Source organism: Paenibacillus sp. H1-7 (assembly GCF_022354825.1).
Classification (GTDB): Bacteria; Bacillota; Bacilli; order Paenibacillales; family NBRC-103111; genus Paenibacillus_S.
Window position 1 is genome coordinate 4722150 of the sequence record NZ_CP031168.1, and the last position, 26714, is coordinate 4748863.

Below are 26714 nucleotides of genomic sequence, written 5' to 3' on the forward strand. Positions count from 1 at the left end.
TGTTCTATAATACTTTTAAAATATCATGCACTTTTCAAAAAGCGAATGTCCAAATAATCGTAATACTTGTATAAATGTCGCATTCCTAGTATATACATCCGAGGAGGATTGCAATGAAATCCAAAGTGCTCTCCGTTGGTTTTGGGTCGAAATCTTCACCATCTAAAGTGATACCTCATAGGCACGATTATTGGCAGCTTGAAATTGTTACTCAAGGAGTTATTAAATGCAGTATATCCGGTGAGGTATTATCTCTGGAGATTGGCGACATGCTGCTAGTCCCTCCAGGCTTGGAGCATGGATTTTGGTACAGTGAGCCGCCCGTTGCCTGGATATCAATAAAGTTTGAGCGCGAAGAAGAGGACCTTCCCCATTGGGCTGGGGTTATTCGCAGCAATCTAATCACAAGAAAGCTCATTTCCTCTTTTAAGACGGCCATTCATGAATCTCCTTACTTGCAATGCGAGAAAGTATTTGTAATCGGCTTTCTTGAAACGATTCTTCATTATGTTCATTACGACCATTTTCGGGAAAATGACAATTCGTCCGAGTTGTTAGTAAAACATATTATGGACAAGGTATATAAGCGAAACGGTAAATCCATTACGATCTATGAGCTTGCTGAAGAGTTATCGTATTCACGCAGTCATCTATCTAAGAAGTTCAAGGAGATTACCGGAGAAAGCTTGAAATCTTATATTGATCATATTCGGATTCAGAAGATTGAGGAATTGCTCCGATACAGAGAGCATAGTATTTCTGAAATTGCTGCGGATCTTGGATTTAGTGACGTATTTTCATTCTCCAAGTTTTTTAAAAAGCACACAGGGATGAGTCCGCGAAAATATATATAAGAAGTCAGTTCTATCTACCAAAATCAACCGAATCCTATGCAACAAAAAAAGCAACGAGAGATTTCGTTACTTCTTTGCTCAATACACGGGAGAGCTATCATTGCTCCTTGAGTTTTTCAGTCTTTGTGCATCGTTTTTTAAAGATTTACCGGCTTCTTTAACCGAACCGATTCATAGGCAGCCAGCGCAATAACCGTTGAGTTATACCCGTCCTCACCGTTGATAGGAACTTCTTTTCCTTCATTAAGGCATGTAATAAAATCATCGATCAGCAGCTCATCCTTATTGTCGCCCCAATAGCTCCATTCCGCGTGGTCGGTCGTTTGACTGTAAACCTCGTTGATCTGGGCAAAGTAATCAATCGATAGCGTCCCGTCTGTCCCTATGATTTCCATCGTCAAATCGCGTTTGTATGGAAAAGCGTGCGTACGAGACCAGCTTGCATCAAGGGCGGCAAACACACCATTCTCGAATTTCACATGAACTATGCCGGCATCATCAATGTCGACGCCATGGAACAGGCTTCCCGATACCGCGTAGACCTCAACCGCTTTGGAACGCAGCATCCAATTCAATAAATCCATAACGTGTACCGTATGATCAATGAGCGCTCCTCCTCCGGATAATGAGGGGTCATTGAACCATCCTCCTATCATCTCGCCTTTATTTGTAGCTTTAACGGCCACCACTTGGCCTATTTCCCCACGATCGATAGCTTCTTTAGCCTGCACTATCATGGGTATATATCGGTTTGGAAACGAGGTCATGAGCTGGACGCCATGCTCTTTGCACGCTTCGATCATTTGACGCATCTCATTCTTGGAAATACCTAACGGCTTCTCGCACAAAACATGCTTTTTATGCTTTGCAGCCTCTATTGTCATTTCCGCATGTCGCGAGTTTTCGGAACTGATGATTACGGCATCGGCATCACCAGCCAACAGCTCGCGATAATCCGCAAAGTATGGAATCTGGTACTGCCGGCAGAACGGCTCTACCCTCTCCCGGTTCTCATCGGATATACCGAGTAGCTCCACATCATTGCGCTGCAGCAAGACGTGCAAGTAGCTGACGGCATGAAGATGGGCAAAGCTGATCAACCCTATTTTCAACTTACGCATCGTTCCCCACCCCTTCGCTAAATAGATTTACCGGTTGTCCGGTATGTAGCGATTGAGAAGCGGCTGCTACAACCCGCATCGTTTCAAACGCATCTTCTACAGTCATTGCCGGCTCCTTGTCCTTATCGAGACAATCAAGCATGTGTACCAAGTTATCATATTCCGGATTACGGAAGGATGGGCTGAATCCGCGCGTACCCGGATTTACGTCGCTATCGGCTCTTCTATGCACATGGAAAGCATTTGTTTTACGGTTGTCATAACGAATTACGCCTTTCGAGCCTGCATATTCGACAGCCGATGTATATGCTCCGGGATATCCCGAGTAGGCTTCGAGGTTGGCAATCACTCCGCTTCGAAACTGCAGAGTCACCAAAACGTAATCAAGCGGCCTGATGCTTGCGCGCATGGCATAAACCGTATCCACTTCACCTGCAATCCAGCGCAGCAAATCAATCTCCTTCAGAGCCAGACGATTTAAGGCGGCTCCTCCATCGATAATCGGTACCCCTACATCATCATCAGGTATTAGCGGACAATATCGCTTGGAGTTAATCATACCAAGACTGCCGATCGCACCGTCTTCAATACGCTTTTTTAAGTCTCTATTGTGATAATAAAAACGCTCCGGATTTGCAAATAACAACCGGCCTCCGGAGCTGCTGGAAACTGACGCTAGTAGTTCTTGAATATCTCCAAGGCGGTATCCCTGCATACCGGCTATCACATGATAGCCCGATTTCAGCGCTTGGAGTATGCTGTGTTTATCGCTATCCTCAGGCTCGGCAACAACAAGTACGCTGCCTGTCGGCAATGCTTCCATTAATCGTTCGAACGATGAGAACGCACGGCACCCGTATTCAGCCGCCAACTCCTGGGCATTCACTTCATCATCGTCATAAATACCGAAGATCTCTGCTTGCCCTGCTTTCAACAAATGCTGCGCATACCGCTTACTTGTTTTACCAGTCCCCACTATAGCTGCTTGTATCATATTCGGCCTCCTTAACTTGAGCCCATGCAAGCTCACACTCCACGTTCTTTATCACTTACAGGGATACAGCTTCCCCGGTATCCGACGAAAGGTAGATTGCATCAAGAATCTCCTGCACAACCAGCGCCTGCTCCGGCTTGACGACCGGTTCGCTGTCATTCAAGATCGCTTCGATCCATAGACGCGCCTCAAGCTCTGCCGGACTTTCTTCAACGGTCTTGTAGAAGGGAACTCCCGCATCCTGCAGATGGATCCGAGTCGTATACAGCTTCCCGTATTTTTCTCCATTGATAGTTAATCCGTCCCACATATCAGCACCGGCTGCTGTTCCGCATAAGGTTACTTTCCCTGCCCCTTCGTGCACAATGTTTAAAGCCCAGCTAGCCTCAAGCGTCACTGTTGCCCCGTTCTCCATCGTAATCAATGCCAATGCGGAATCTTCAACGGAAAATTTCGCTGGGTCCCATGATCCGTAAGGATTAGCTGCATGAGCCTGTTTGCCGAGCTGATGGAATGCTTTCCCCAGCACTGTCTTAGGCTTATAGTTATTCATCAGCCATAACGCCAAGTCCAGCGCATGAGTGCCGATATCGATCAGTGGTCCGCCCCCCTGTTTTTCCTTATCCAGAAAGGCGCCCCATGTCGGGACACCACGCCGGCGCAACGCATGGGCCTTGGCCATATAGATGTGTCCTAGATCTCCATTTCGGCACACCTGGTACAAATATTGAGAATCGGGCCGGTACCGGTTGTTATAGCTGATTGTAAGCTTCTTGCCCGATCGTTTAGCTGCCTCCACCATTCTCTTGGCATCTTCTGTCGTTCTGGCCATAGGCTTTTCACACATCACATGCTTGCCTGCGTCCAAGGCCGCTATAGCTATCTCTGCATGTGAATCGTTAGCGGTGCAGACGTGCACGACATCAATTGTCCGGTCCTCCAGCAGCTGACGATAATCCGTATATACTTGGGCATCCGTCGACCCGAATGCAGAAGAGGCTTGACGGGCCTTAGCTTCTGTTCGATTTGCGAATGCTGCCAGACTGACTTGAGGTAGTTTGGCCAGACTCGGCATATGTTTTGCATGCGCGATCCCGCCACAGCCAATTATGCCGACTCTCAATTCCTTCTCCATTCCCTAATCACTCCTCTGCTTCCTAAATAGGAAAGGCAACCAATTCGAATCGAATCGGTTGCTATCCCCTATTCCACTTTAATAAATCGGGGTTACAGCTTTATTTTAAGATTCCTGAATTCTACATATCCTCCGTGATCCTGAAGGCCGATATGCCCTAGACGCGGTTGATCCTTCCAGGCGTACTTAAATTTATTATCCGAACCATCCGGATTTTTACCAGGGCTAGACCATTGGTCTATATCCGCTTCAACAACCGGAACGCTGTTCAAAGTAATTTGGATATCATTACGATCACACCGGATTATTAGACGATTCCATTCCCCTGCCGGACGAACGGCATTGGAAGAAGGAGCAACCAGATCGTATAATGCGCCTGCGCTATTTCTGACCATGTTATCCTGATCGTATGTATCTAAAATCTGCACCTCAAGACCCGTGTTTACCGGATCCGTAAGATCCGACCATCGAAAAAAAACACCGCTGTTGACGTTAGGTGCTGTTCTGTATTCCAAGTCGAGAATAAAGTTCTCGAATTTTTCTAGAGTATACAAGTATCCGCTTCTTTCGCCCTTACACACTAAATTTCCGTCCTTGACAATCCATCCTGCAGTATTAAGAGTTGAAGCCCACCCATTTAGAGACTCTCCGTCAAACAATAGTCGATAACCTGCTTTACTTTCATCACTTGTTAAGGCATTCATACTGTATCTCCTCTCAAATTTTTATTGCTGCTTCATCTCAGCCATTTTTTTCTCCGCATTGCTCTGGGCCTCTCTCAGTATGGTGTTTACGTCCTTACCGCTCTGAGCCATATCCTTTGCAGCGTTTTGTATGATCTTTTTTAATTCGACATCATAATCCGTAATAGGGACGCTGGCTGCCTGCTTTAATTTAGTAACCGCTTGCGTATTTTTACCTTGAAAGCTTTTTAGATCAGCGGCAAACTGGCTTTTAATTTTATCATCGTTTAGGATAGTTAATCGGCCATTTCGATTTAGCAAGGTTTGCACTTCATCCCCCACAAGCGTATTGATCACTTGAAATACTGCATCTTTATGCGCCGTCTTTGGAGAAACCATCAGAACCGGCATATTGGCAGGCCGTCCAATGTTCGGGAACTCGGAGTAAACAGGCTGAGTGACAATATCCCAGTTAAGATTTTGTCCTTGCTGCGTCGCATCCTCCAACATTCCAACAACACCATTGCCCCAAGAGGGGAGAAGCGCAACATTTCTGTTCTTAAAGAAAGCGTTGCTGCCATATGTGTACACATTGTTGGGACCGATAAATCCGGGAACCTCATAGAACGACTTAAGTAAAGCGAATAACTTCTGGTAGCCTGGGGAATTCAGAACAGGCATATCCTGCTTATCGTTTACATAAGGAAGAGCATACTGTTCCTTCATTTGGTCGACAGGACCCGGATCTATACCTATATACTGTACTCCCTGCTCTAGTCTTGTAAGCTTCCTCCCTGTATCGAGCATTTCATTCCATGTCATCAAATCTTTCGGGTACGGCACGCCGAATTTGTCAAAAATGTCCTTATTATAAAGCGTTATGCCATAGTTGGCTGAAAGCGGGAGAGCAAAAAGCTGGTCCTTGCTGCCAAATTGCTGAATGGCTTCCATCGCGCCGGCATCAAACCGATTGAGATCCAATTTATTTTTCTTAGCTAATTCGGAAATATCCATTGTCATGCCCAAGCGGTTGAACATCCCAATGTAAATGTTGCTCACAAGCAGGAGATCGGGAAAATTGCCTGCTGCAATGAGCTGTTCCGGTGTATTGTTATCCCCATTTCTCGTGATAAGCTCCAACGAAATATTGGGATATTTCTTCTTAATGGGCTCAACAAAATACTTTTGAAATTCGGAGTCAGTCATGTTGGCGCTGTATCCATACACCTTCAAATTTATCGGTTCTTTGGAGTCCAATGAAGTTTCGGAGCTTGGCTCTTTACTCGAACAGCCTGCCAAAGTCATGATGAAAAAGCATATCAGGAGGAAAAGAACTGTAATTTTTTTCATATTAAGTTCACCTCTACTATGTTTTTTTCAATAGACTATTTCCTTGTCGATTTTTTAACAGTTAGGCCTGAAACCATAATTTTTAGTTTATTTCCGTTAGTTCCAATTCGACAGTGGCTCCGTTTTGGCATCGGATGTGCAAGGATGTCTTGTCCTTATCAGCGCTTACTTCAATTCCAGTAACATCACGTGGAAGCTCTTTTCCTTTCATGGTCCACCGTCCCTTAAGCTCCACGCACGTAATTGTTTCCATGCCCGCTGTCCATGCAGTTACATCGTCCATGCGTTGATTTTTCAACTTAGGCAGACGCAAGTCCGGATCCGCCAAGCTGAGGAGCAGGGATTGTTCACGCCTTTTTTCCATGACGATTACCGGAGCGCTCGAACTATGGAACACGCCAAAATTCATTTTCTCGGTTTCGTCAAATAGAACGTAACCAATGGACTGCAGCTTGTTATGTAGTACGACATGTGCCTTTTCATCTTTTTGCAGCACTTTGTAGTGTGGCGTAGCAGCATAGCTTCTGACCGCTTCCGGTGTCGATTGCACAAGAATGGCATATTCATAGCCGAGGCTTTGCGGTTGTATCCCATGATCGATCCATGCCGTCGTATAGAAGCCTTCCGTCTCCATCAATCCACTTGAATCCCTTGATTTCTGAGCGGCTCGTTCAATTTGAAGACCGCCCGCATCAGGCACCACATAGCCGTTACCATAGGGGTCAATCATCCAAGACGTTTCCCCGTATGAACCAATGAATAGCCACGGGAGCTCTGTAATTTGCTTATCATTTATATAGAACGGATTCGCAGCATCACTCATATGGGATTGGAACAACGTCGTTTCCACATGATTGCGCGGATCCTCGCAGCAAATGCCAGAGCCAAGCGAAATGATATCTTTGCCAAAATAAAATACGGTTTTGACAGCGCGGAAGCTAGGATCAAACACGGTGTCGTGCAGCTTCATCGCGAAGATCCCTTCCATCCCCTCGCTGGAAACGCCTCCGACAAATGTTTCATCCGTAAACGATCGTGTGCCTTCTGTAAATGAACGTGCTCCAGGTCGAGAGCCGAGCGTTTCCAGTTCTTCAAGAGAGAGATGCCGGGAAGTCGTACCTGGCCATCTGGACCAATCCCATCCACGGTTTAGTGCATAACCGCTGCCCTCTGCGCTTGGCGATTCACCGTCTGCAAATATTTGAATCGCGCCATAACTTATATATCGTCCGTAAACATTTTCTCCAGGCATAACCTTATGTACCGACATCGAAGGTTTGGCACTATGTGCTTCGAAATCGACAACGTACTGACTCCACCCTTTGGTAGAAACCATCCAATGATCCCGGCGCAGCACTGCGAGTGCCGATGAAGGCTTCATCCAAAAGCCCGTTGGACTTGTTTCCGGAGCAAAGCCTGCTTGCGACAGCTTCACCGCGAACTGCAAGCCACCGAGAGTATCCATATATTCGACGCCTTTGCTATCAGCCTGCGCGAACATCTTTCTTACGCATTTAGCTTCCGGGTCCCACAATCTCATGAATGCTCCAGCTAGTTCAATGTCTATCGTTTCTCCCGCGAAAGCTAGCAATGCTAAAGCCGGCAGCATTTCATGGGTGAACGCCCCTTTGTCCGGGAACCTTCCGCTTATTCCGGTCGGCACATCGTACTTGTTCGTCACGATTCGCATCGTTAAGAGGGCCTGTTTTAGATTGCTGACCGATTTCTCATCAAGCGCATAGGGAGTTCCATGAAGCAGATATGCCATCAACGCGCCCGTATGAAGAGCATTAGGTGCATAAGCTGACGTATATACCATGCGATGGTGAAAGCCCATATAATCGTGTTTGATCGTCCCCGCGAATCCAGGCGCAATGGCGAGAGCATTGTTCATCCACAGCAGCAGCCCCTTCATGTGCCGTACTTTCTCTGGAGAATCTTCCATACATAAGACAACAAGCAGCTTATACACAAAACGGGTACGCACTTCGTCAGCCGTCGTTTCGGTGTAGTCCTCTCCAGGAAAACCGTAGGTTTTACCGAAATTGGTAAACCAATGCATAGAGGCGTATTCTCGATCCAGTCTCCCTGTTCGTTTTAACTCCTCCCTCATCAGGAATACAGAATGAAAATACCCGTTGTTTCTGTTGGTTTCGTGATCAAGCGTTTCCAGTCCGCTGCCTGCGGCCCAGCCCTGATCGTGAAAATAATCGAATAAATCCAGCGCCTTCTGTTTGCTTTCTTCATTACCATTCAACCTATAATCAAGCACAACCGGCAGAAAAATAGTCCGGGCTACATCTTTCCCAAACTCGGGACCGTGCGACGAACGGCTGGAAAAAAGCGGTGCTCCTGTCACATAGCCGTCTTTATCTCGCTTGATGTCCAACCTCTGATACCGCTCCACACCTTCGCGGATGAAAGCTTGAAGGGATTCATAACGTATGCGAAGCGGTTCACACGCAAGATCAACCTTTTCACCCAGTACCCAATGCTCATAACGTTTGGAGATAAGCGCAAACGCAGCCGCTTGTTCCTGCGTCAGCTCTGTTTCCTCCGGCAATCTAGGCTGCAAACGACTGAAATAGTAACTGCGGTCCCATGTGCCTCCCTTTCCCCCATTTGCCTTCTGTCTTAGAGAGGGTATCTGCCAGTCCGAAGAACGTGAGGCAGGAATCGATGCAACAAATTCGATAACGTCCAGAAAGAAAGTTCCGCTCTCTTCCTCCTGCGGTGGAATGAGCTCCATCACTTCCAACTGCTCGACATCTTGGTTCTCGCGGTCGGGCTCGAACCCGCCATCCTCTCGAAAATGGATGTTAAAGCCTCTCCAGCCGGCAAACCCTACCCCAATCTCAAAGGAGCACCGGAATAGACCTTGACTTATTTCACGTTCAGATCCAAGACGGAACGTGAGCTTACCGATTAATGCCTTTTCATTATAAATCCAAAATTTGACTCCGCCGTTCATACTTTTGCATGCTTCTTCCAGATGGTCTGGCCTGGTTACTACAAGCCTTCCTCCCTGATTCCACTGCCATCTCAAAGAGTGAGATCCGTGTTTGTAATGAGCTTGGGAAAGAGCGAGCGTTCCAGCTCCAACTGTATTCCAGTGATTAGGCACCGAATTCCCTTCAAAAGATTCGGCATAGATGAAAGAGCCGTCATCTCCATAAATTTCTATCTTGGATAACCCGTCGTTCATATTTGCACCTTCCATCCAAATGAATGAATTGAAAAAAGAGTACTGCCTTAACTAAAATAAACAGGCTTGCCGGTCTCCGCCGATTTGTACAAAGCCTCCAAAATTTGCGATACGACAAGCGCCTGCTCCGGTTTGACGACCGGTTCTTTATCCGCAATAATACTATCGATCCATGTCCTCATTTCCAGATCGAGCGTCTGGCTGCGAATTTCTTTAGCAGTCATACCTGAACCATCTACTAGTATTTGCTGTTCATTCAGACTCCCTTCGCTTTCTCCGTTAATCCACAGACCGTCCCACATGTCGGCACCGCCCTTGCTTCCGCATAATGTTACCTTGTTCGTGGCTTCATGACGGACATTTAATACCCAGCTTGACTCCAGCATAACCGTAGCGCCATTCTCCATAACAATCATGCCGAAGGCGGAATCCTCTACGGTAAAGCTGCGGGGATCCCATCCCCCGGTTCTTGCCGTTTCCTCCATTTGGGACAGCATGTTATAGGCCGTACCTACAACCATGCGAGGCTTATAATTATCCATCAACCATAAAGTCAAGTCCAACGCATGCGTACCGATGTCGATAAGCGGACCTCCCCCTTGCTTTTCTTTATCGAGAAAAACTTTGCGGTTCGGAACACCGCGCCTGCGAATCGCATGAGCTTTGGCAAAATAGATGTCACCCAGGCTCCCGCTCCGGCAAATGTTATAGAGCTGCTGGCTATCTGGACGAAATCGGTTATTGTAGCCGATGGTCAGCTTTTTTCCCGTTTGCCTCGCAACCTCGAGCATGTGTACCGCTTCCTCCGCTGTCTTGGCCATAGGCTTTTCGCACATTACGTGCTTGCCCGCTCTAAGTGCTGCAATCGCAATCTCGGCATGGGTATCATTGTTCGTGCAAATATGAACGACGTCTATGGAAGGGTTCGCAAGAAGCTCCGTGAAATCCGAGTAGACGTTACTTCCAGCCTTTCCAAATTTGTCGGATGCCTTCTGAGCATTTTCTCTAAATACATCACAGAAAGCAGCTAGCTCTACGGTATCAATTTGAGACAATGCGGGCATATGCTTGTTCGTTGCATTCCCGCCGCAACCGATAATACCGACCTTTAACGTTGTAGACATTGACCTTCATCCTCTCTTCTTCTCGCGGTCATCGACCTCACTTAGTCAATTCTCCGAGTCCGCTTTACTACGAATCAAATCATCCCGTACTTCAGTCCCCCAAATAATTCACTTTGATGGTGTCTGCAGAGCCCAAGTCTCATGACCTATTATGTCGCAGAAATCGAGCAACCCCTCTGTACGTTGATAATGCTTTCAAGCCCGTAGCCGATCCCGCAATGATGGTATATCCCCCCCAATAAATAATGTTCATGACTGAATTCATTCCCTGAACGCAATCCAATGCTAAAGCTGAATTCCATGTATGCGGTTACTTTTTTCTGTTGTCCACTACGTTGATCGCTTTGGCGTCTTTGTCTTTGCGCAGCGAGGACAACCTGCCGGATTTGTTAGTTATACCTGCGTTTCGCAAGTCGCACGTGTTGAAATCACTTATCCTATGTATCCAACTATAATGCCGCCCTTATGTTTAGTCAAGATTTAAACTATCTAAATTATTTAACTATTCATATATAAGATTATCAATTGCAAAAAAACAGATATATCAAGCGTTTGTTGATGATATTTGCCTTTTGCTAATACCAATGATTATCTGAGATCATATTGTTATTACAACTAAATATAAACTAACTAAAGGAGAGCCTAAGACCGCTATCCTGCAGACACTTAGAATGCATGGCTCCATTTTGCTTATTAGTAATTACAAATAATTGAATTCGCATTCAAACGAAACTAATAAGCAGCCAGACGCCGGTTGATTCCGACGACTGGCTGCTTATTAATTTTGATCCCTATCTCACAGATTGGGGTCAGTCCTCTCATTTACCTCTTTTTTATATAAATTCTCTAAACTGTTCATACATTCCTATGGAAACGGATGCGGATAGGGGTTCAACTCCTCCAACGATAGCTTGTGATCGGCATAACCCAGCCGCATCGGTACTTCCAACACTCTATTCAGACCCGCCAAGCGGGTAAGCGTATGTCCGAACGTCATTGGCAGCATTCCCGGTATCAACACTTTGAAGCAGTATAGCTCATTGCGAAGCGTCTCGCTCGCAGACTGGTTGACTACAATAACATCCAGCTCCAAGCTGCTAAACACTGCAAGAACTTGCTTCAGATCATCCGTTAAATCGTCATTACTCACTACAGGCCCGAATTCTTCAGCAAAAGTCCGCAGAGGACGCTGTTCGTCTAACAAGAATCCTAGTCGTTCCTCCGCTTGTGGCAAACTATACAACAAGGAATGATCCTCCATAAATTGCAACAAGAAAGAATCATGAAACATAGCTTCAGCATCATCTCGACGTTCTTCCCAAAGTTCCTCAACCCTTGTTATCGTCCCGGCCAGCTCATACACGGCGCTCTTGGCTGCAAGGATAGGATCCAGATGGGCTCCCGCGGCGCACACAAGGTTCAATGTCTGATTTGCTCCCCCCTTTGCTATAGCCCATATGCTTGGAATGCCGTTTTCCATCGTCGTATTGTATAGCAGCACCTCATAACCTGTTACAGCTTTTAAACGTTCGATCATCGTCAGCAGTTCCTTGTCACCCGACGAACGGTAATCAAGCCGTGGAACGGGCAGCTTGGCGTACCAGGTCAACAAGAATGAATCACGCTCTACGATCTCCAAAATGCCGTGCAAGATTGCTTCTTCCCGACTCCCGCCTAACGCGCAGCCATTAGAAGTCTCATATACAAAGCCTCCTCCGTAGCCCAGGCTGTAATAAGCCAGCAACTCGGGAACCAGAATCGGACGTTCCTGCAGCAGTGAGTATCCCCACACCCAAGGAATTTCGGCATTAGGATCAAACGGCAGATAGGGAAAATCCGGCTGATCCATGTGCTCCTGCGCGTGGAGCCCTACCTTCGACGGATCCATGGCATCATCCTTCAAGTTAACGAAGCTGTCATGCACAACCGTTCGTTTTCCTCGGGGTGCAATCCCGCAAAATCTCTCCAATCCTTCGAGGATGGCAGCCAGCTCGCTGTCTGCAAATGAATGCGAATGACCTCCTGTCACTTCATTCCACATAGGCAAAGGAAGATTCACAACCGCACATGCAAAAGTGGACAGGAAGCTCAGCTCTCTGCCGTTGAAGAGCCCAGTCCGGCTGTCCCAATAATCCTTAATCAGAACCTTCTGTAAATCACTCATCGAGCGGCTGCGATAAATGTCCCTCTTGTGTTTCTTGCAAGATCCAAGTGTTATATGGGCCGCTTCCTTCGAATCCTCCGGCCATTGACCGCAAACCGGACAAGATTGGTCAGGAAGGATGTAGTGAATTGTGGTATTTAGATTTATCAGGTTAACTAAATAGATGTGGCTCTCGGAATACGGTTTATCTCCTTGGAGCACCTTAGCTGCTTCTGCTGAGACTATATATGCAATATGCCGCAATGCCAATGGATGTACCTCGGGAGCCTGTGCTGGGAGAGGATCGAGGGAGATGAGTCTCATGATCTGATCATCCATATTTTCACTGGTTTCCATCGACATGGAGAGCCTATTTTCCGCACACTGGGAGCATCCGGCTGTCCCGGGAAAGACTAGCGGCCCAATCACTCCTTCTCCATCGGACACATAGCAGCCCAGCCATGGAATCCTAAGCGGCCGCAGGATCTCTTCAGCTTGGAGATGAGTTGAGGAGTCCCCTCCTAGCACCAATACCAGTCCCGCGGGCGGTAAAGCCTCACCGAAAGCGGATCTGCGAACTATCGGGAATCCTAACAAATACTTGCTCACCGTATCCGCCAACAGCCCCTCACCGATAATAATGACGGTATTCATAGGGCTACCTCCTCACCGAGCAGTACAGCAACGACTTCAAGCGGCCCTTCATTCAGAGCGGGCTCGCACCGCATGTCGAAGATCTCCAGCTGTTTATGGTGCTGCCTTAAGGTATTTACCGCTGAGAGCATTCTAGATGCGTGACTTATAGAAGCTGCAGAAGTAATGGTGATGCGTTGCGGCTTATCGTCGCTCCAAATCATAGCACTATCCGGAACGATTTTCGTTTTCATCAAAGCATTTTGCAGTGCTTGGCGAAGCGCTAAGGTCTTATCAAGGCCTACGCAGCCATACCAGGAATGATCCGAGAGGACCCATATGACCGGAAATCCATACAGCGGTTCTCCGAATGCGATGAAAGTCTCTCCTTCCTTTATATTCAGAGCTTGCAAATAGTACCGGCAGTGGACATCTTCGATTTGGACAATTTCCATGCGGGAGAGAACCCTTTCTTGATAGAGGGTCCGTCTTTCCAGCTCTTTGGTCAAACAAGCGATCAGTCCTCGCCCCGTCGCTTCGGCGAACGTGAATCCGGCTCCGATGCTGATGTCCTCCTGCTGCCTAGAGGAGAGCCCAGGTATCCATAGCGGGGTCATGCGAGCGGTATAGGATTCCATTCCTGCAAGCGCGGACTCCCGCCGGGCCTCTACATGCGTCAGTGCGCTGCTGACAATGGCTGGAAGAAGCCGCGCAAAGCCTTCCGATAACGGGTCTACAGGCTGCACGAGACATTGTGCAAGCGGGAGCTGCTCCAATGCTCCTTCCTCCCAAACATGGAAAATGCCCGACACCTTGGAGGTCAGCCCATTGAACCACGAAAACCATTGTTCAGCATCAGGCTCCTGGTCGGATCCGAGGTTTAGCTCCAGGTCTGTCGCCATACGGGCCGCTTCGTGCCCCGATAAGAAAGGATGCGGAAGAACCGAATGCCAACTTCCCTCCAGAGTGAGCGGATTCAATATATAGCAATGATTGTTGCTTTTCGGCTCGCTCTCTCCAATAAACCACTTATGGCACTCATAGACGATAAGATTGGATAAGAGGGTTGCAGTTGTCCTATAGAATGGGTACGATTCCCACTCAGGTGGGAATATAGACGCGTGAACGCGCCGCCATGCACACTCCCCGCTTCCGTTTCCGTCCGGCTGAAGCAGCGGCCCAACCATGCCTATTCCTCGTAGATCCATTGCAGGAAGCAGCGGTTTCTTTTCGGCTATGCAGGCGCTCTGAAGCTTTTCAAGCTCCTCCAGACCACCATGCTGAGCAGCATACAAAATAAATGAGAACGGCTTAATCACAGTGTTCCAATTCACTTCGCCGCCCTCCGCTTCGGCAAGGATAATATCCAGAGATGTTTCCGGATTGCTCGGGAGCGCCTGTTCCCATGCCGCCTTAAGCTGCTCCGCATCTGCAAGAGATGTGTTGATTGCCAATATGGAAAGTTTCGATAAACGTGATTCATACCATGCATTAACCAGCGCGACCAAGATAGTTCCGGAACCGACGGCCAGTACCCCTGCATCTTGAGAAGACATTTGTCTACCTCCATCTATGACATAACACGGTTTGAGAACTCGCTCATGGTGATATCCGCAAACCCTAAATCTACATAAAAATATGTCTACACGCTTTGTTTTATTACGCATCAAAGCAAAACTACTTTATATGCTTAAGCAGCAAGTCCGTAAAAAGCGTGAATTCAAAAGAAGCTATAAGCAAAGATTATATACTGGGAATAAGAGCTAGACGCAACTGGTTACTGTTTAGATAACGGAATGATCTGGTGCATATGAAGATGAGGAAATTTCTGCTAAATTAGTATATGAACGGAATCGTTGGAACGACGGACGGTCCCTAATTTCGAACAATTTTCGACTTAGCCCAATCCATGATCGGCACAAACACATACAATACCTTACAACTCGGGAGGGAGGAAATCACAATGGGATTAGGAGTAGCAGGTAGTTGTGGAGGTTTGTTTACTTCTGCGGCTATTATTCTAGTGCTTTTCATTCTGCTTGTAATTATTACTCGTGGATTTCTTTACTAATTGGCACACACTAACGCCCGGCTATTAAATAGTCTGGGCGTTTTTTAAACTGACAAGTATACGATTCCAGCGAATAGTCCTGGCATTGAATAGGCCACCTCCATGCTGTATCGCACGAAGAATGCAGAGATGTCCCGCACTGCCATCTTCGACTGTTCAATAGTGTATGTGGGCAGTGGCCTATCCGTGCCTGTACGTCATAAAGCGATCGCTGCCATTTGATGGATGACGTTAACTTTCACTCATGGCTGTGCCAAGTGACGGCAATCAACAAGTCCGTAATTTCCGTGGAGTCGAGATAAAGCTTCAGCGCATCGACAGGCGATTGCGGCAGAGCTTCCTCTAGCAACGCCCCTTTCAACAACTTTCCTTGAGGCATTTCCAATTTCCCTAATTGATCGTCCACAGTCTTATCGGCGCTTCTGAAAATATTGAATGCGTCCGCCGCCCCGCCTGCCAATAGTTCAACCTTCGCCACCTTATCCAGCCGATTTTGGCACCAATAAGGATAATGCTCCTTGCGGAATGGAATGGCCAGCTCGTATCTCTTGTTTTCTACCGGTTTTTGATTTTGAAACTTCGCCCATTCCGTAGGGAACTCATGTCTGATCGAGAACAGACGAACGCAGCCTGCCGCCGCATTCGTTTTGATCTCCTCATTGATGGCCTCCTTAGCAGCAACGCGCAGCGGTTCGCCTCCCTCGCGTGCTGTGTACCGGATATGCATAATGACATCGCTGATGGTGCTGTAATCGAACTGGCACAATTCATCCTTGCTAGGGTCGGCGGGCAGCTGCAGCTGCCATTCGCTTATGACGCCGGCTTTCTCGAACGGCAAATAACGGTCGTCCCGCAAATTCACCTCGAACATCCCGCTGTCATTCTGTGCGGAACTCGTCACGATAGACTGTGTGCTGCCAAAATAATCGCTGAACCGGTCGTCATCGGCAGCCTGATCACGGACATATTGATTGTCCCGCAAGCTCGAGGATTTGCGGATGGTACTCTTCTGAAGCGTCAACGTACAATTCACGCTCGAATAGGGGCCAGTCACGCAAGGGATGCTCAGTGCCACGCTCTTGATCCGTCTGAAGTAGTGGCCGGGACCGTCCATGTCGAATAACGATTCGGGCAGCTTCACGGTACACTGTCCGGTCGTCCGCAGCTGCACTAATGCCATCGGTTTGACCATTAGTAAGCTGACATGCTTCGTCAATTCATACTCCCGCTGATTCATCTCATGATATGCCGCTTCCATCCGTTTCAAATCAAGCTGCAGCTTCTCTCCTGCGAGCAGTCCTTCCTTGCCTGACATGTATCCGTACTGCAGGAACGTTAGCTCCGGTTTGCCCAGCTCATGCTGCAGGGCGCGTTCGGCTTTCTTGGCTGCAGCGTATGCGAATTTGTAGGCTTGCGAATACAAACCGCGAATCTCCCGTTTCATCCACGTGTAGAACGACACGGTGGTCTTTTTTAACTCCTCTTCGTTTTTTTCGTTTTTCAGGAAATTCTCGATGGCGGCAGTATTGTTCATTTGTTCCATATGATGGTTATACTCTTGCTTGGCTATATACTCGCGGATTTCCGCTGCGCGGATCTGGCTGACGATTTGATTCATTTCCCCGACGGCAATATTGCTCTGGTTCTCCCATTCTTGCTGCCTCCGGTCATAGACCGCAATCTTGGCAGCCATCCCCGCTTCATAATTAAGGCGATCCGACATCGATTGGGCTAATTCGGCAGCGAACTGAAGGTTTCTGGCAAGAGCTGTACCTCCGATCGTGGCGTGCCCGCCAATTCCCCAGAAGTGAAAGTCGAAATTAAAGTCAGGAATATTGGAAGCTGCAGGTGCTGCAGTTAATGCGAGTTTGGAGAACTCATACAGCATTCTGGCAGTACTTAATTTCTCCAGCTCTTCCATCTCGCGCCGGCTGACAATCGTCCCGCCCGATTCACTCAAGTCCTCCGCATTATCAATCCGTACATCGCGCCGCCCATATTCAGGATCCTGTTCATTGCGGATATACCCTTCTTGGGTTGCCTCGATCGGCACCAATTGCGGAAGCTTCTTCTCAATATCCTCTCTCTTGTTACCCAGCAAGAGCTCCAAATAAATGTATCGTTCTTTCACGTTCTTAAGCGATACTTCCAGACTTTCGCGGTTCTTAGCTGCCTCCCGCCATTGATTAAACTTCACTTTTTCGGCCAAGCCTAGAATGCCGGACTCATGCTGGGCCCGCAGCAGCGCCAGCTTCTCATTATCTTCCTTCTCAATCGCCGCGAGCAGGTTGTTGCCAAGAGATATAACGATCTGACATATATCTAAGGCCATCTGATAGTTGATACGAAAGCATACCAACGGCAGCGGCTGATTGATTCCTGCGATAACCGAACCGACATCCAGTCCGGAAGCAGCCGCCCGCGCCAGCAGCGCAGGGTCGATCGGCGGATCGAACAGCGGCAGCTGGCAGAAGACGCCTTGCAAGTTCAAGCTATTGCGAATCTTGAACAGACGATCGGCTACAGTATCCCAGTACCCCATCAGCTTGTCATTGCGCGGAACGCAGAAATAAAGGGAAGTCCCAATACTTTGCAACGAGGCATATGAATCGCCAGCCCCGCCCGTCATTGGGAACGGTGCCAAATCGAATGGAAGCTCGCTCTCCATCTGTACCAGCGTATTGTCGAACTCATCCCACTTCCCGCGCCTGTCGGCATAGGTGAGCGGCTTAAGCGATCCTTTGCGAGGAACGGCCTGAGGCCGTACCCCTAAGATGAGAGACGCCAGTACATAGGGCTGAAGCGCTTCTGTCACTGCTTCGGCAGAATCAGCACCGCCGAACAAATAGTCGCCCCAGTCGATCAGATTATCCAGATACGCCATCACCGCCTTGTACATGTACGCCGTATGACGGTAACGCGCGACGAGATGAGGCCGGAATGGGGCATCCTTCCACGCGTTGATGTTATTGATCGTGTCCTGCTGCAGCGTATAATCGGCTCCCGACGACAGGTTGACCAAGATGTCTTCGATCTGTTTCACTTCCGTGCTTTGGAACGGCTTTACTTTCCAGAAACGTTCCGGCGTCGTGCCGTCGCTATCGTCCGTAGGGTCGAATATATAATGGAACCACCTCTGGGCTTCTTCGAACCGCTGGTTTTTGCTCAGATGAATCGCTATCGCGAGCGGAATATGATAGAACAATTCCCAGTTGTATACCGAGTAGGCGCCGCTGGAAGAGAAATCGAGATCGCGCACGGGATAGGGCTGCTCAACTAGATTCGCCGGCGAATATTGCGCCGCTGTGAATAGCTCGCGGAATAAAGTCGGTTTCGGTTTGCCGCCTAGCGGTTTAACGCTCGTCCCAATTGGCACCGTAACGGCTTGAGGCGCTGCAAGCTTGCGCACGATCCCATCCTCGCCTAGGATGATGGCCGCAGCGGGTAAAGTTACGATAGCTGCCGAAGCTAACGTGGTTTCTGTTCCGTTATCCAAGTCACGGAATAGTGTGCCGCCTTCGACTCTTACACGCGTGCCTCGATGGTCATCGCGAGCGATAACGCTGCCAGGCAGAATAGCAGCTTGGCCGCCGTCAAGATCGATCTTAACGCCATCCGGCAAAGCGACCGTTATGTTGAATGGAAGCGTAATTTCCTCATCATCTTGACCCGGTAAAGGAAGCTGCAGGACAAGTCCGGCCGGCAGCATCGCTTGAAAGCTGTTCGGCAGCGTTTCGTAGGTGCCATCGTTATTCGCACTTAATTTATAATCGGTATCAGCCGCTTGCAGACCGTGGACCGATTTCTCGATCAGCCGCGTTTTCAATTCTTCAATATAGCTGTGGAAGTGCGGGTAGAACCGGTAACGAAGCGACCGCGTCCTGGTAACGATATGGCGCTCGCCTGTTTCCTCGGCTCCATTCCTCTGCGCATCCAAACGTACGAAATCGAGATATTGAACCGAACCGTGAAATGTACTTAATGCCCAATTGCCATACTTCATTACACGCCGCCTCCTCTGCTGAAGTTCAGGTTTATTCCGCCGATTTGGGTAATAACATGGGTCACTTCTCGAACGTCACGGATGCGGCCTGCCGCGCCAATCAGGTTGCCTCCATACTGAACGGCAGTACCGGATTGGGTAAGTACGTCGGTGTTAGGCATGACAGCATAGCGGGCTGATTGATCAACCGGATCGATTCGAATCGAGCTGTCTTTGAGCCGGAATACTTCATGGTTGTACAATTTAGGCGGAATAACCGGACTAACCGCTCTCGGAAGATGCAGCAGCATATCGTCCCACTTCGGTTTCTGTGTTGACCTGGGAATCGTGTATCCTTCCCACTTATCGATGGTCGTCTCGGTAAGCGTCGGTTCCACGAAGAACGTATACAAGTCATCGGCGAATACGAATGGGCTAATAAGCGAAGCGAACTCTTCATTCGGATGTTTCATCGCATTACTCGTGGGCAACAACGTGAAGCTGCTGCCGCCATTGGATAAAATCGTTTGCGTCGCGCGTGAAGATTGATTCTTGCCATCTATCGTCTCAACCTGTTGGATGAAAGTGACGGTCAATGCGCCAGATCCTTTGAACCGGTTGTACGAGGTGCCCCCTGTGGCATAGGGAACGGCAGGACTATCCGCTGCATACGGTCCGAACTGCGGAATGCTGTTTTTGCTCACGACACGGAAGGCAAAGGTCTTGGCTGGCATGAGGTTGTGCAGTCTAATCACGATATTGCCATCTGCCTCCGGATCTGGACTTGGTTCTTTCGTTATTGTCGTAAATACGGCGCTTGGATCGAACCTCGAGGTTAGCTTCAGGTTCTCCATATCCTTAATAAATCCGCTGGATTGACGTGCTGACCATGTGCCTTGAAAATATTCTGACCAGCTTAATTCAAGGTTCAGAACTCTCGTCGATGACTTAGGCGACATTCCGTCTAATTCCGCTAATTTTGCATCGGCAAGCGATATATCTTTTTTGGCAGCGTCGACCGCTTGCTCTTTCTCTTCAGCGCTTACCGTTATTTTGATCCAGAACAAATGCAGCCGCCCCCGCCACATCACCACCGCAAAATGCTCACAGCTGCTGTCGATATCGGCATTGACGGGCTCCCACGGCGTCCACATTTGATTCGAATACTGTCGGTAGAAATATTCATGCGGACTTGAATAGGTGCGGCCGATGACATGCATGACCGGCGTTCCCCCCGCTCTCTCCTGCGCGTACATCGTCACAATCTCAAGCCGCGCCAATTTGCCCAGCTTGTCCAAGTACGTATACAATGCATCTTCTGCCAGCTGATTCGTCACATCGCCCTGCAGCAGACTGCTCTCTAGCTCCTTGTACAAATACGTTTTGTCGTCGCGCCACTCCGGTTCAAGCCAATTTTCCGGGAACAAGAAAATTTTACGGTTCGCCTCCCACACCCGATAGCTTTTCGTCCATGACCAATGCTCCTTGTTCAGCACGATAGGATGCACCCATGGCTCAAGATTTAAGAAGCAGCGTTGAATGAACGTCTGGAGCGACGAGATCGCAAGCCGCAGCCGCGACGTCTGTACGACCGGTTCAGTGCCGGGATCGATCAGAAAATATTCGAACAGCTTCTCGGTGCTGTCCAACTTCAACAGATGCATCGTATGGGCAACAAGAGCATCACGCTGCCGCTGCCGCAGCGGATCGAAAATTGGTTTGGCAACTTGCTGCCATACTTCCGGAGAGAAGCGCGACTTGATTACGCTGCGTACATGGATAGCGGCCTCATAATCCGGTTTCGGAGTGAGCCATTTCTTCATCGTATGAAGCGGCACACCGAACTTCTCCACAAGCTGCAGTGCTTTCCACAGACGTCCTACCCGTTCCACATCGGCGAAATGCGCACTCTCGCTCATATTCAGTTCTGCCGACACGCTTTCGACCGTTTCCTTCTTTCTCCGCGTCATGGCTGCGATTCGTTCCATCAGCGCCGGTGCTTGCTCATTCTTTACGTGCTCGAATAAGGCGATCAAATCATCGCTTCCGCCTGACATTTCGCGCTTGAGCCGTGCATAGTCCATCAACCGGTTGATTCCTCTGTACAGCGATGCCGCTAATTCAGAATCGTTCGATTCTCTAGCAGGCAGCTTGCGCCAATCCGCCCCGCCGAAGCCTTCGCGATTCGCGGCAATATAGCGGATCTCTCGTGCGCTTAACCCTATTCCTTGCGCCAATTGGAGCCCTTTTCTAAGCATCGTGCATGCCTGCTGAGCTGCTTCTGCCGCTGACTGCGGAATGACGATATATTGGCTGATGGCATCTTTGGCCGTCGTCTCGCCTTTGACGAGCAATTGGAAAGCGCCTTTTTGCAGGCTTGCATCGCAAGTGAATGCATACGAATTTCCCGCCTTCAACTCAATATCCGCGTACTGGACGTCGCCGTCGTCCGCTGCTGTAAATTTCAGTATAGGATCTGACAGATGATGAAACCGAAGGACGGCCTCTGCGCCCTGCTTCCCTAACACTGCATAAAAGCGGTACATGCCATTAAGAGGTACCTCCAATAAACCCGTCCACTTCCCATGCTGAAGCCTATCCGATTCCGTGACTTCCACCGTTCGGGTTACGAGCGGCGAAGCCGAAGGGGGGGAGAACTCGACCGACATGCCCGGAACCGCCAATCGCTCGAACGCCGCTAGCAGCGGCTCCGTAGTCGAATCCGGCAGAGCCAGAAAACCGCTATTCGTTAGCAGCTCTTCAACGAGCTGCGGATCGCCGCCTGACTGCGCGGTCATCGCCCTCAGAACAGCTTGGCGCACCAGCTTTGCCAGCATGAATGGCATGATTCGCTGGAGCAGCTTCATTCTTTTCTCGTCCCGGGATGCCTCTACACCTTCACCGAAGTAATCTTCAAACGTGAACAGCACGTCAAAATTGGTTCTAAAAAACGATTCAAACGCAGCTCCCGTAAGCTCAAAACCAGGCTGCTCCTGCCAAAATGCCATAAATTTCTCGACCGCATCCGGAACGAAGACAAGAGCCAGCTTCTGTCTTAGATCGTTGTCGTTCACACTGCCCGCTTGATCAGGAACCGCAAACTGAAAGGCAATCGTACGCAGCTCGGATGCCAAGGAGCGAATCCAATTCAAGTCCACACTGCCGTTCTCCTTATAAGGGCCTAGCGGATCATAATGATGGCGGATTAAATAGTCGGCATCCGCAATCGTCAGCTGGCTGCTTTGCAGCTGTTGTACGCCTTTCACAAACTCAAGGGTAAGAGCAAGCGGATATTCATTGTCGCTGTCGCCCAGAAGCACCGGCTTCAATAACTCGAATGGATTCAAACCGCTCATCGCTTTCAACGCGATCAACTCCGCAATGGAGATGCCCAGCGATTGGGCCAACAGCCCATACCGGTAAAGCAGAGAAATATTCGTCAGCGTAAGCTTCGCTTGCTGTAAGTCACGCTCCTCCTCCTTGCCGCCGTCTTGCAGGATAAGCGCAACTTCGTCCGTCGTCAAATTCAAGGCGGAGAGCAGTGTCGGCAAGTGATTGGCTATCAACACATCGTTGCTGCTAAGATAGTTGCCGAGCGGATCGTCATAGACGGCATCTTCCTTTAATACCGTGCGAGTAAGGAATAATTGCGAATAGAGCGATCGTGTTCCATTCGTTGGCATGGCGCTCCACAAGGTCAGCAGTTTGACACGTCCGTTCTTCCCAACGCGGAGCAATTCCGCAAGCTGCTGAAGATGTGCGATGTAAACCAGTGCGGTCTTCATGACGCTGCCTAAAATTTGGTCATCAATTATTCCATCTTCCGGCCATTGACAGAAAGCGCATAGGGCAAGATCGGTTTCCTCCATCGTCCAGCCCAGCTTCTTCCATAGGCGAACGAACAGATTCATCTTGATATAGTCCATGCCGCTCACCTCTTCCGTCGGCCGGCCGGCATAACCAATCGTCGTCTGGTCGAAGCTCCCTCCTGTTTTCGGGTCATTCAATATGAGTATGTGGTCGAACTCGTGCCGATTCCATGCCTCGATCAGCCACTGCTTCGCATCGAAATTCGAATGAAATTGCGTAAGCCGCTTCTCCAATTCGCTGACTTCTTCTGCAGCTAGAGGCGGGTAGTCGGGATGCTTCATGTAGCTATAGAAGTGGGAAAGCTCGATATCCAACGCACGCAGCTTCGCTAAACGATTCAGATGAGGATTGATGAAAGCTGTCATCATAAGCTCGGTGAGCTCTTTGTACGTGAGGCCCAATCGGCGGGCTGCCGTTTTGGCCGATCTCAGCTCTGCGAGCACGGCGTCTTCGGTATCCGTCGCCTCATCGTAACCGTACATGGCTGGCCAGGCGTCTGTATCAGGTTTGGTGTACAGATCAACCTCTGCGGACGTAAGTTTCAAATATTCCATCAGAACAGCCGCTCGGCCATAAGGATGAGAATCGACTGTCGGAACGAACAATTGATCACTCGGACGAAAAGTATCTAGCATTTCCCAGAACGGGGTTTTGAAATAATCGCTAAATTTCCTTACGGTTTCAAGCCACAAATCGAACGGCATCGTTAGCGGATACTGCACGGTTCGTAACGTATTATAGGCTGCTCGATACGCCGCCGTATTCATGTTGTTCGGCTCAGCCAGCAGATCGGACGATTCAGCGTCGCCGGTATCGCGCATAGCATTCTCATCCAGCCTGCCATAGGCAACATAATACTCCAGAATCTCGTTCACGAGGTCGATGTAAGGCAAAGCCGTATTCGTGTTCTCGCATGTCAGTTTCAGGTGAGGCAAATCGGGACGCCGCAGCGTCAGGGCATCGTACGGCTTCAGGTAGCCGTAATCGTCGGTATAGGATTGGCCGTTATGATTGTCCTTCCATGTATTCAGCGTATGGTTCCATTCTTCTTCGGGAGGGTCTATGAAGCGGAACAAGTCTACCACATATGCAGCAGGGCTGAGGACGGAACGGCAATGATCGCACTCGCAATAATCGAGAGAGTCGAAGAGCGATTCCATCGTCGGATAGTCCTTGAGCAGCGATTTCACTCTATTTTTTGCTTCCTCATGCTGCGCAAGCGTACCGGAGATCGCTGGCATCGGGGCGATGCTGTCGATCATTTTGCCCATGGAATAGAAGTTGAAGGTCGTCGAGGTAATTTGTGCGCTTTTATCCCATATTGTTTCCGTTGCGATGCGCGAACCGAAAGAAGGCGAATATTTCTCTATGAATTGAGCCCTCGGGATGGAAGCGACCTGCCGTGCGGATGTAAAGTTGAGCTTCAATAACGTCACCATCGCCTCGTCGTTCGGAGACATCTGGTACACGCGCGCCAGCAGCTTTAACCCTAGCTCGGCAATATGCTGCTTGTCTTCTTCGAGGCCTTCGTATACCGTATCGCGATTCTTCTTCAGGAATTGAACGACTGGCGTACTTCCGAGACGGAACCCCATGTTAGCAGCATTTTTTAACAGGATAAGAACCGGCTCTTTCACTTCCGTATGCTTCTGGCCAAGCAACAGCTCTTCTTTCTCCAGCATGCGGCAGATGACGTGAATCGGGAACGATTCACGCACTTTGGAAGCCATATTGTCGGCATAGGCGGAAGCGCGGTCGTTTACATTGTCCTGCTTGAAAGCCGAAGGGATGAGACTTGCCAACTTCGCCGAATCGACATGCTGTTCTTCATTCAGCGACATCCCTTCGAGCCGTGCAATCCACCCTTGCGCCGTATACAGATCTTGCTCGACCATCAATGGCAGCTTATCGATGGAATCAAACTCCCGCTGCAAAGCTTCCGTAAGCGGCGCATTGTTCAATGTCAGGTAGGCGAGCTTGCCTTGCAGCTTCAGATCCGCAACGGGTATGCCCTTCTTCCCTGCCTCCGTCCATAAGGTCAGATCGTCGCCTTCATGCTTCCAGAGCAGCTTCATAAATTCGTCTTTATGCCCCGGATCGATTTGTACTTTATCCAGCATCTCATTCACATTCGACAAGGTCCCAGGAACGACCGCCGTACGCCGCTTATCTAGCGCGAACGATTCGAATGCGCTGATCGCCTCGGTTGTTTGCCCGTCGGTAAGCGATATGATCCCGCCTTCATTAGCGCTTCGCAGTGCCAGTGCAAACGCCTCGGGAGGAACTAGCGACAGCGCTTCGGGGTCATGCGGCATCCCCGCACGTACCGCTCCGTATAAGGCATCGTGCCCAATGCCGGTAACATTGTGCAATTGTGCTGTTATGGCAGCCGACACGATAAGGCGTGCATCCCATTCCGTGCTTTGATGCAGCATACCAATATCTTGTTGATCCTCATTCTCCTGCGCAGCTGCAAGAGTGGCTATGTTGACGCCTTTCACTTTCGACAGGTCAGCCGTAAGCAGTGCGAATTCGTTCGCTTGCGACTTAATGGTTGACGGAGCGACCAGGTTGATCACCTCGCCGCGCTCCGCATTCATCTTCGGATTGGAAAGCCGGACTTCACGGCTCTGTTCATCGAGCGATCGAATTTCGAGATTGGCAGCTCCTTCTTCAATTTCATAGGGCAGGGCATAAAATCCCCGATCGTCCGTCTCGATTTCTCCCAATACGTCCTCATGATCGCCGAACCCCTTATTCACGATGCGCAGCTTGATCTTCGCGGCAGGCAATCCGTTCTCCAGCAGGATGCGGCCTTCGACCCTCCTTGGATTCGACGAACTGCTTACCGCGATGGAAAGCGCGTTGCGTGTCGCATCGTCGTATATACCGGTGCGGACAAGGTTATATTTGGCCTGCAGCTGGGTTATGGCAACGCGCGTGCCGACTCCGAACAGGCCGCTTTCGGTCTCATTGGAAGGCAATTCAACACCGGCTTGCGCCAACTGGACATGGAGAGCCTTCACCGTCTCTCCTCGCATATTGAAGGAGAGAAGCGGCGATTTCCGAAGCTTTTCTTCAATGCTAGCCAGATGGTCCGTGCCGATGTTAATAGCTTTAAGCATCTGCCCTTGTTCATTAAGAGCTTCAACGACCCTCGTCCAGCCCTCCTCCCCCAGCATCCCAAGCTGACGCAGGACTGAATTCATATCGTTGGAAGTGACTTCGTCAACGGTGCCTATCGACTGAACATTCAGATCTCGCTTTTTCTGAAATAGAGTGACCCCATATTTAGTCATACTCTCGAATGTTTGCTCTTTGCGCTCACGCTGCAATACTTCGATTACCGCGCGCTGCTCCTCCTCAGTTTCGCCAAAGATGATACGCCTTTCAAAGAAAAGCAGCAGCGCGTCCTGTAAATCGGCCACTTCAGGCCCTTGCTTTCCCGGTTCAACGGGGACGATCATGTTCATGGTTTTCCTCCTATCCTTGAAAAGGAAGCTCTCATCAAGAGCCAGAATGATAGCTTTGGTTTATTGCTGGAATAAA

At 49.2% G+C, this 26714-nt stretch carries 13 protein-coding genes; 2 read left to right on the forward strand and 11 right to left on the reverse strand.

What is annotated here, in order from left to right:
* Nucleotides 1-113 precede the first annotated feature (113 nt).
* On the forward strand, nt 114-854 hold the full coding sequence (locus tag DVH26_RS20960) for a helix-turn-helix transcriptional regulator (RefSeq protein ID WP_239624958.1): 741 nt from the start codon (nt 114-116) through the stop codon (nt 852-854).
* A 137-nt stretch (nt 855-991) separates the two neighbouring features.
* Here DVH26_RS20960 and DVH26_RS20965 read toward each other — a convergent pair whose 3' ends face one another.
* From DVH26_RS20965 to DVH26_RS21005, 9 genes are all read right to left on the reverse strand, one after another.
* The gene (locus DVH26_RS20965; protein WP_239624960.1) at nt 992-1975 is read right to left on the reverse strand and encodes a Gfo/Idh/MocA family protein; all 984 of its coding nucleotides are present in this window, start codon (nt 1973-1975) and stop codon (nt 992-994) included.
* The gene (locus tag DVH26_RS20970) at nt 1968-2969 is read right to left on the reverse strand and encodes a Gfo/Idh/MocA family protein (RefSeq protein ID WP_239624962.1); all 1002 of its coding nucleotides are present in this window, start codon (nt 2967-2969) and stop codon (nt 1968-1970) included. Before DVH26_RS20970 ends, DVH26_RS20965 begins: the two co-directional genes overlap by 8 nt.
* 55 nt (nt 2970-3024) lie before the next feature.
* On the reverse strand, nt 3025-4104 hold the full coding sequence (locus DVH26_RS20975) for a Gfo/Idh/MocA family protein (protein WP_239624964.1): 1080 nt from the start codon (nt 4102-4104) through the stop codon (nt 3025-3027).
* Between the two features lie 92 nt (nt 4105-4196).
* Entirely contained in the window at nt 4197-4808 is a 612-nt protein-coding gene (locus DVH26_RS20980; protein ID WP_239624966.1) for a 3-keto-disaccharide hydrolase, read from the reverse strand.
* Nucleotides 4809-4829: 21 nt separating this feature from the next.
* Nucleotides 4830-6137 (reverse strand): ABC transporter substrate-binding protein, encoded by a 1308-nt coding sequence (locus DVH26_RS20985; RefSeq protein ID WP_239624968.1) that lies wholly within the window; start codon nt 6135-6137, stop codon nt 4830-4832.
* 82 nt (nt 6138-6219) lie between these two features.
* Nucleotides 6220-9342, reverse strand: coding sequence for a chondroitinase family polysaccharide lyase (locus DVH26_RS20990; RefSeq protein WP_239624970.1), 3123 nt, complete (start codon nt 9340-9342; stop codon nt 6220-6222).
* 47 nt (nt 9343-9389) lie between these two features.
* A complete protein-coding gene (locus DVH26_RS20995; protein WP_239624972.1) occupies nt 9390-10466 on the reverse strand; it encodes a Gfo/Idh/MocA family protein in 1077 nt (358 codons plus the stop codon).
* Nucleotides 10467-11331: 865 nt separating this feature from the next.
* Nucleotides 11332-13263 (reverse strand): TOMM precursor leader peptide-binding protein, encoded by a 1932-nt coding sequence (locus tag DVH26_RS21000; protein ID WP_239624974.1) that lies wholly within the window; start codon nt 13261-13263, stop codon nt 11332-11334.
* On the reverse strand, nt 13260-14798 hold the full coding sequence (locus tag DVH26_RS21005; RefSeq protein ID WP_239624976.1) for a hypothetical protein: 1539 nt from the start codon (nt 14796-14798) through the stop codon (nt 13260-13262). The genes DVH26_RS21000 and DVH26_RS21005 overlap by 4 nt, the downstream gene beginning before the upstream one ends.
* A gap of 407 nt (nt 14799-15205) precedes the next feature.
* Between DVH26_RS21005 and DVH26_RS21010 the strand changes: the two genes are divergently transcribed.
* Nucleotides 15206-15313 carry a dihydroorotate dehydrogenase gene (locus DVH26_RS21010; RefSeq protein ID WP_239624978.1) on the forward strand — a complete coding sequence of 36 codons (108 nt, stop codon included), beginning with the start codon at nt 15206-15208 and terminating at the stop codon, nt 15311-15313.
* Between the two features lie 238 nt (nt 15314-15551).
* Here DVH26_RS21010 and DVH26_RS21015 read toward each other — a convergent pair whose 3' ends face one another.
* Both DVH26_RS21015 and DVH26_RS21020 read right to left on the reverse strand, forming a co-directional pair.
* Nucleotides 15552-19316 (reverse strand): Tc toxin subunit A-related protein, encoded by a 3765-nt coding sequence (locus tag DVH26_RS21015; RefSeq protein ID WP_239624980.1) that lies wholly within the window; start codon nt 19314-19316, stop codon nt 15552-15554.
* Nucleotides 19316-26638 carry a neuraminidase-like domain-containing protein gene (locus tag DVH26_RS21020; protein WP_239624982.1) on the reverse strand — a complete coding sequence of 2441 codons (7323 nt, stop codon included), beginning with the start codon at nt 26636-26638 and terminating at the stop codon, nt 19316-19318. Before DVH26_RS21020 ends, DVH26_RS21015 begins: the two co-directional genes overlap by 1 nt.
* Nucleotides 26639-26714 lie beyond the last annotated feature (76 nt).

Coding starts and splice junctions, on each gene's coding strand:
- DVH26_RS21000 (WP_239624974.1), bottom strand. CDS start 13,263: ATGAATACCGTCATTATTATCGGTGAGGGGCTGTTGGCGGATACGGTG.
- DVH26_RS20990 (WP_239624970.1), bottom strand. CDS start 9,342: ATGAACGACGGGTTATCCAAGATAGAAATTTATGGAGATGACGGCTCT.
- DVH26_RS20980 (WP_239624966.1), bottom strand. CDS start 4,808: ATGAATGCCTTAACAAGTGATGAAAGTAAAGCAGGTTATCGACTATTG.
- DVH26_RS20985 (WP_239624968.1), bottom strand. CDS start 6,137: ATGAAAAAAATTACAGTTCTTTTCCTCCTGATATGCTTTTTCATCATG.
- DVH26_RS21005 (WP_239624976.1), bottom strand. CDS start 14,798: ATGTCTTCTCAAGATGCAGGGGTACTGGCCGTCGGTTCCGGAACTATC.
- DVH26_RS20970 (WP_239624962.1), bottom strand. CDS start 2,969: ATGATACAAGCAGCTATAGTGGGGACTGGTAAAACAAGTAAGCGGTAT.
- DVH26_RS20995 (WP_239624972.1), bottom strand. CDS start 10,466: ATGTCTACAACGTTAAAGGTCGGTATTATCGGTTGCGGCGGGAATGCA.
- DVH26_RS20975 (WP_239624964.1), bottom strand. CDS start 4,104: ATGGAGAAGGAATTGAGAGTCGGCATAATTGGCTGTGGCGGGATCGCG.
- DVH26_RS21015 (WP_239624980.1), bottom strand. CDS start 19,316: ATGAAGTATGGCAATTGGGCATTAAGTACATTTCACGGTTCGGTTCAA.
- DVH26_RS20960 (WP_239624958.1), top strand. CDS start 114: ATGAAATCCAAAGTGCTCTCCGTTGGTTTTGGGTCGAAATCTTCACCA.
- DVH26_RS20965 (WP_239624960.1), bottom strand. CDS start 1,975: ATGCGTAAGTTGAAAATAGGGTTGATCAGCTTTGCCCATCTTCATGCC.
- DVH26_RS21020 (WP_239624982.1), bottom strand. CDS start 26,638: ATGAACATGATCGTCCCCGTTGAACCGGGAAAGCAAGGGCCTGAAGTG.
- DVH26_RS21010 (WP_239624978.1), top strand. CDS start 15,206: ATGGGATTAGGAGTAGCAGGTAGTTGTGGAGGTTTGTTTACTTCTGCG.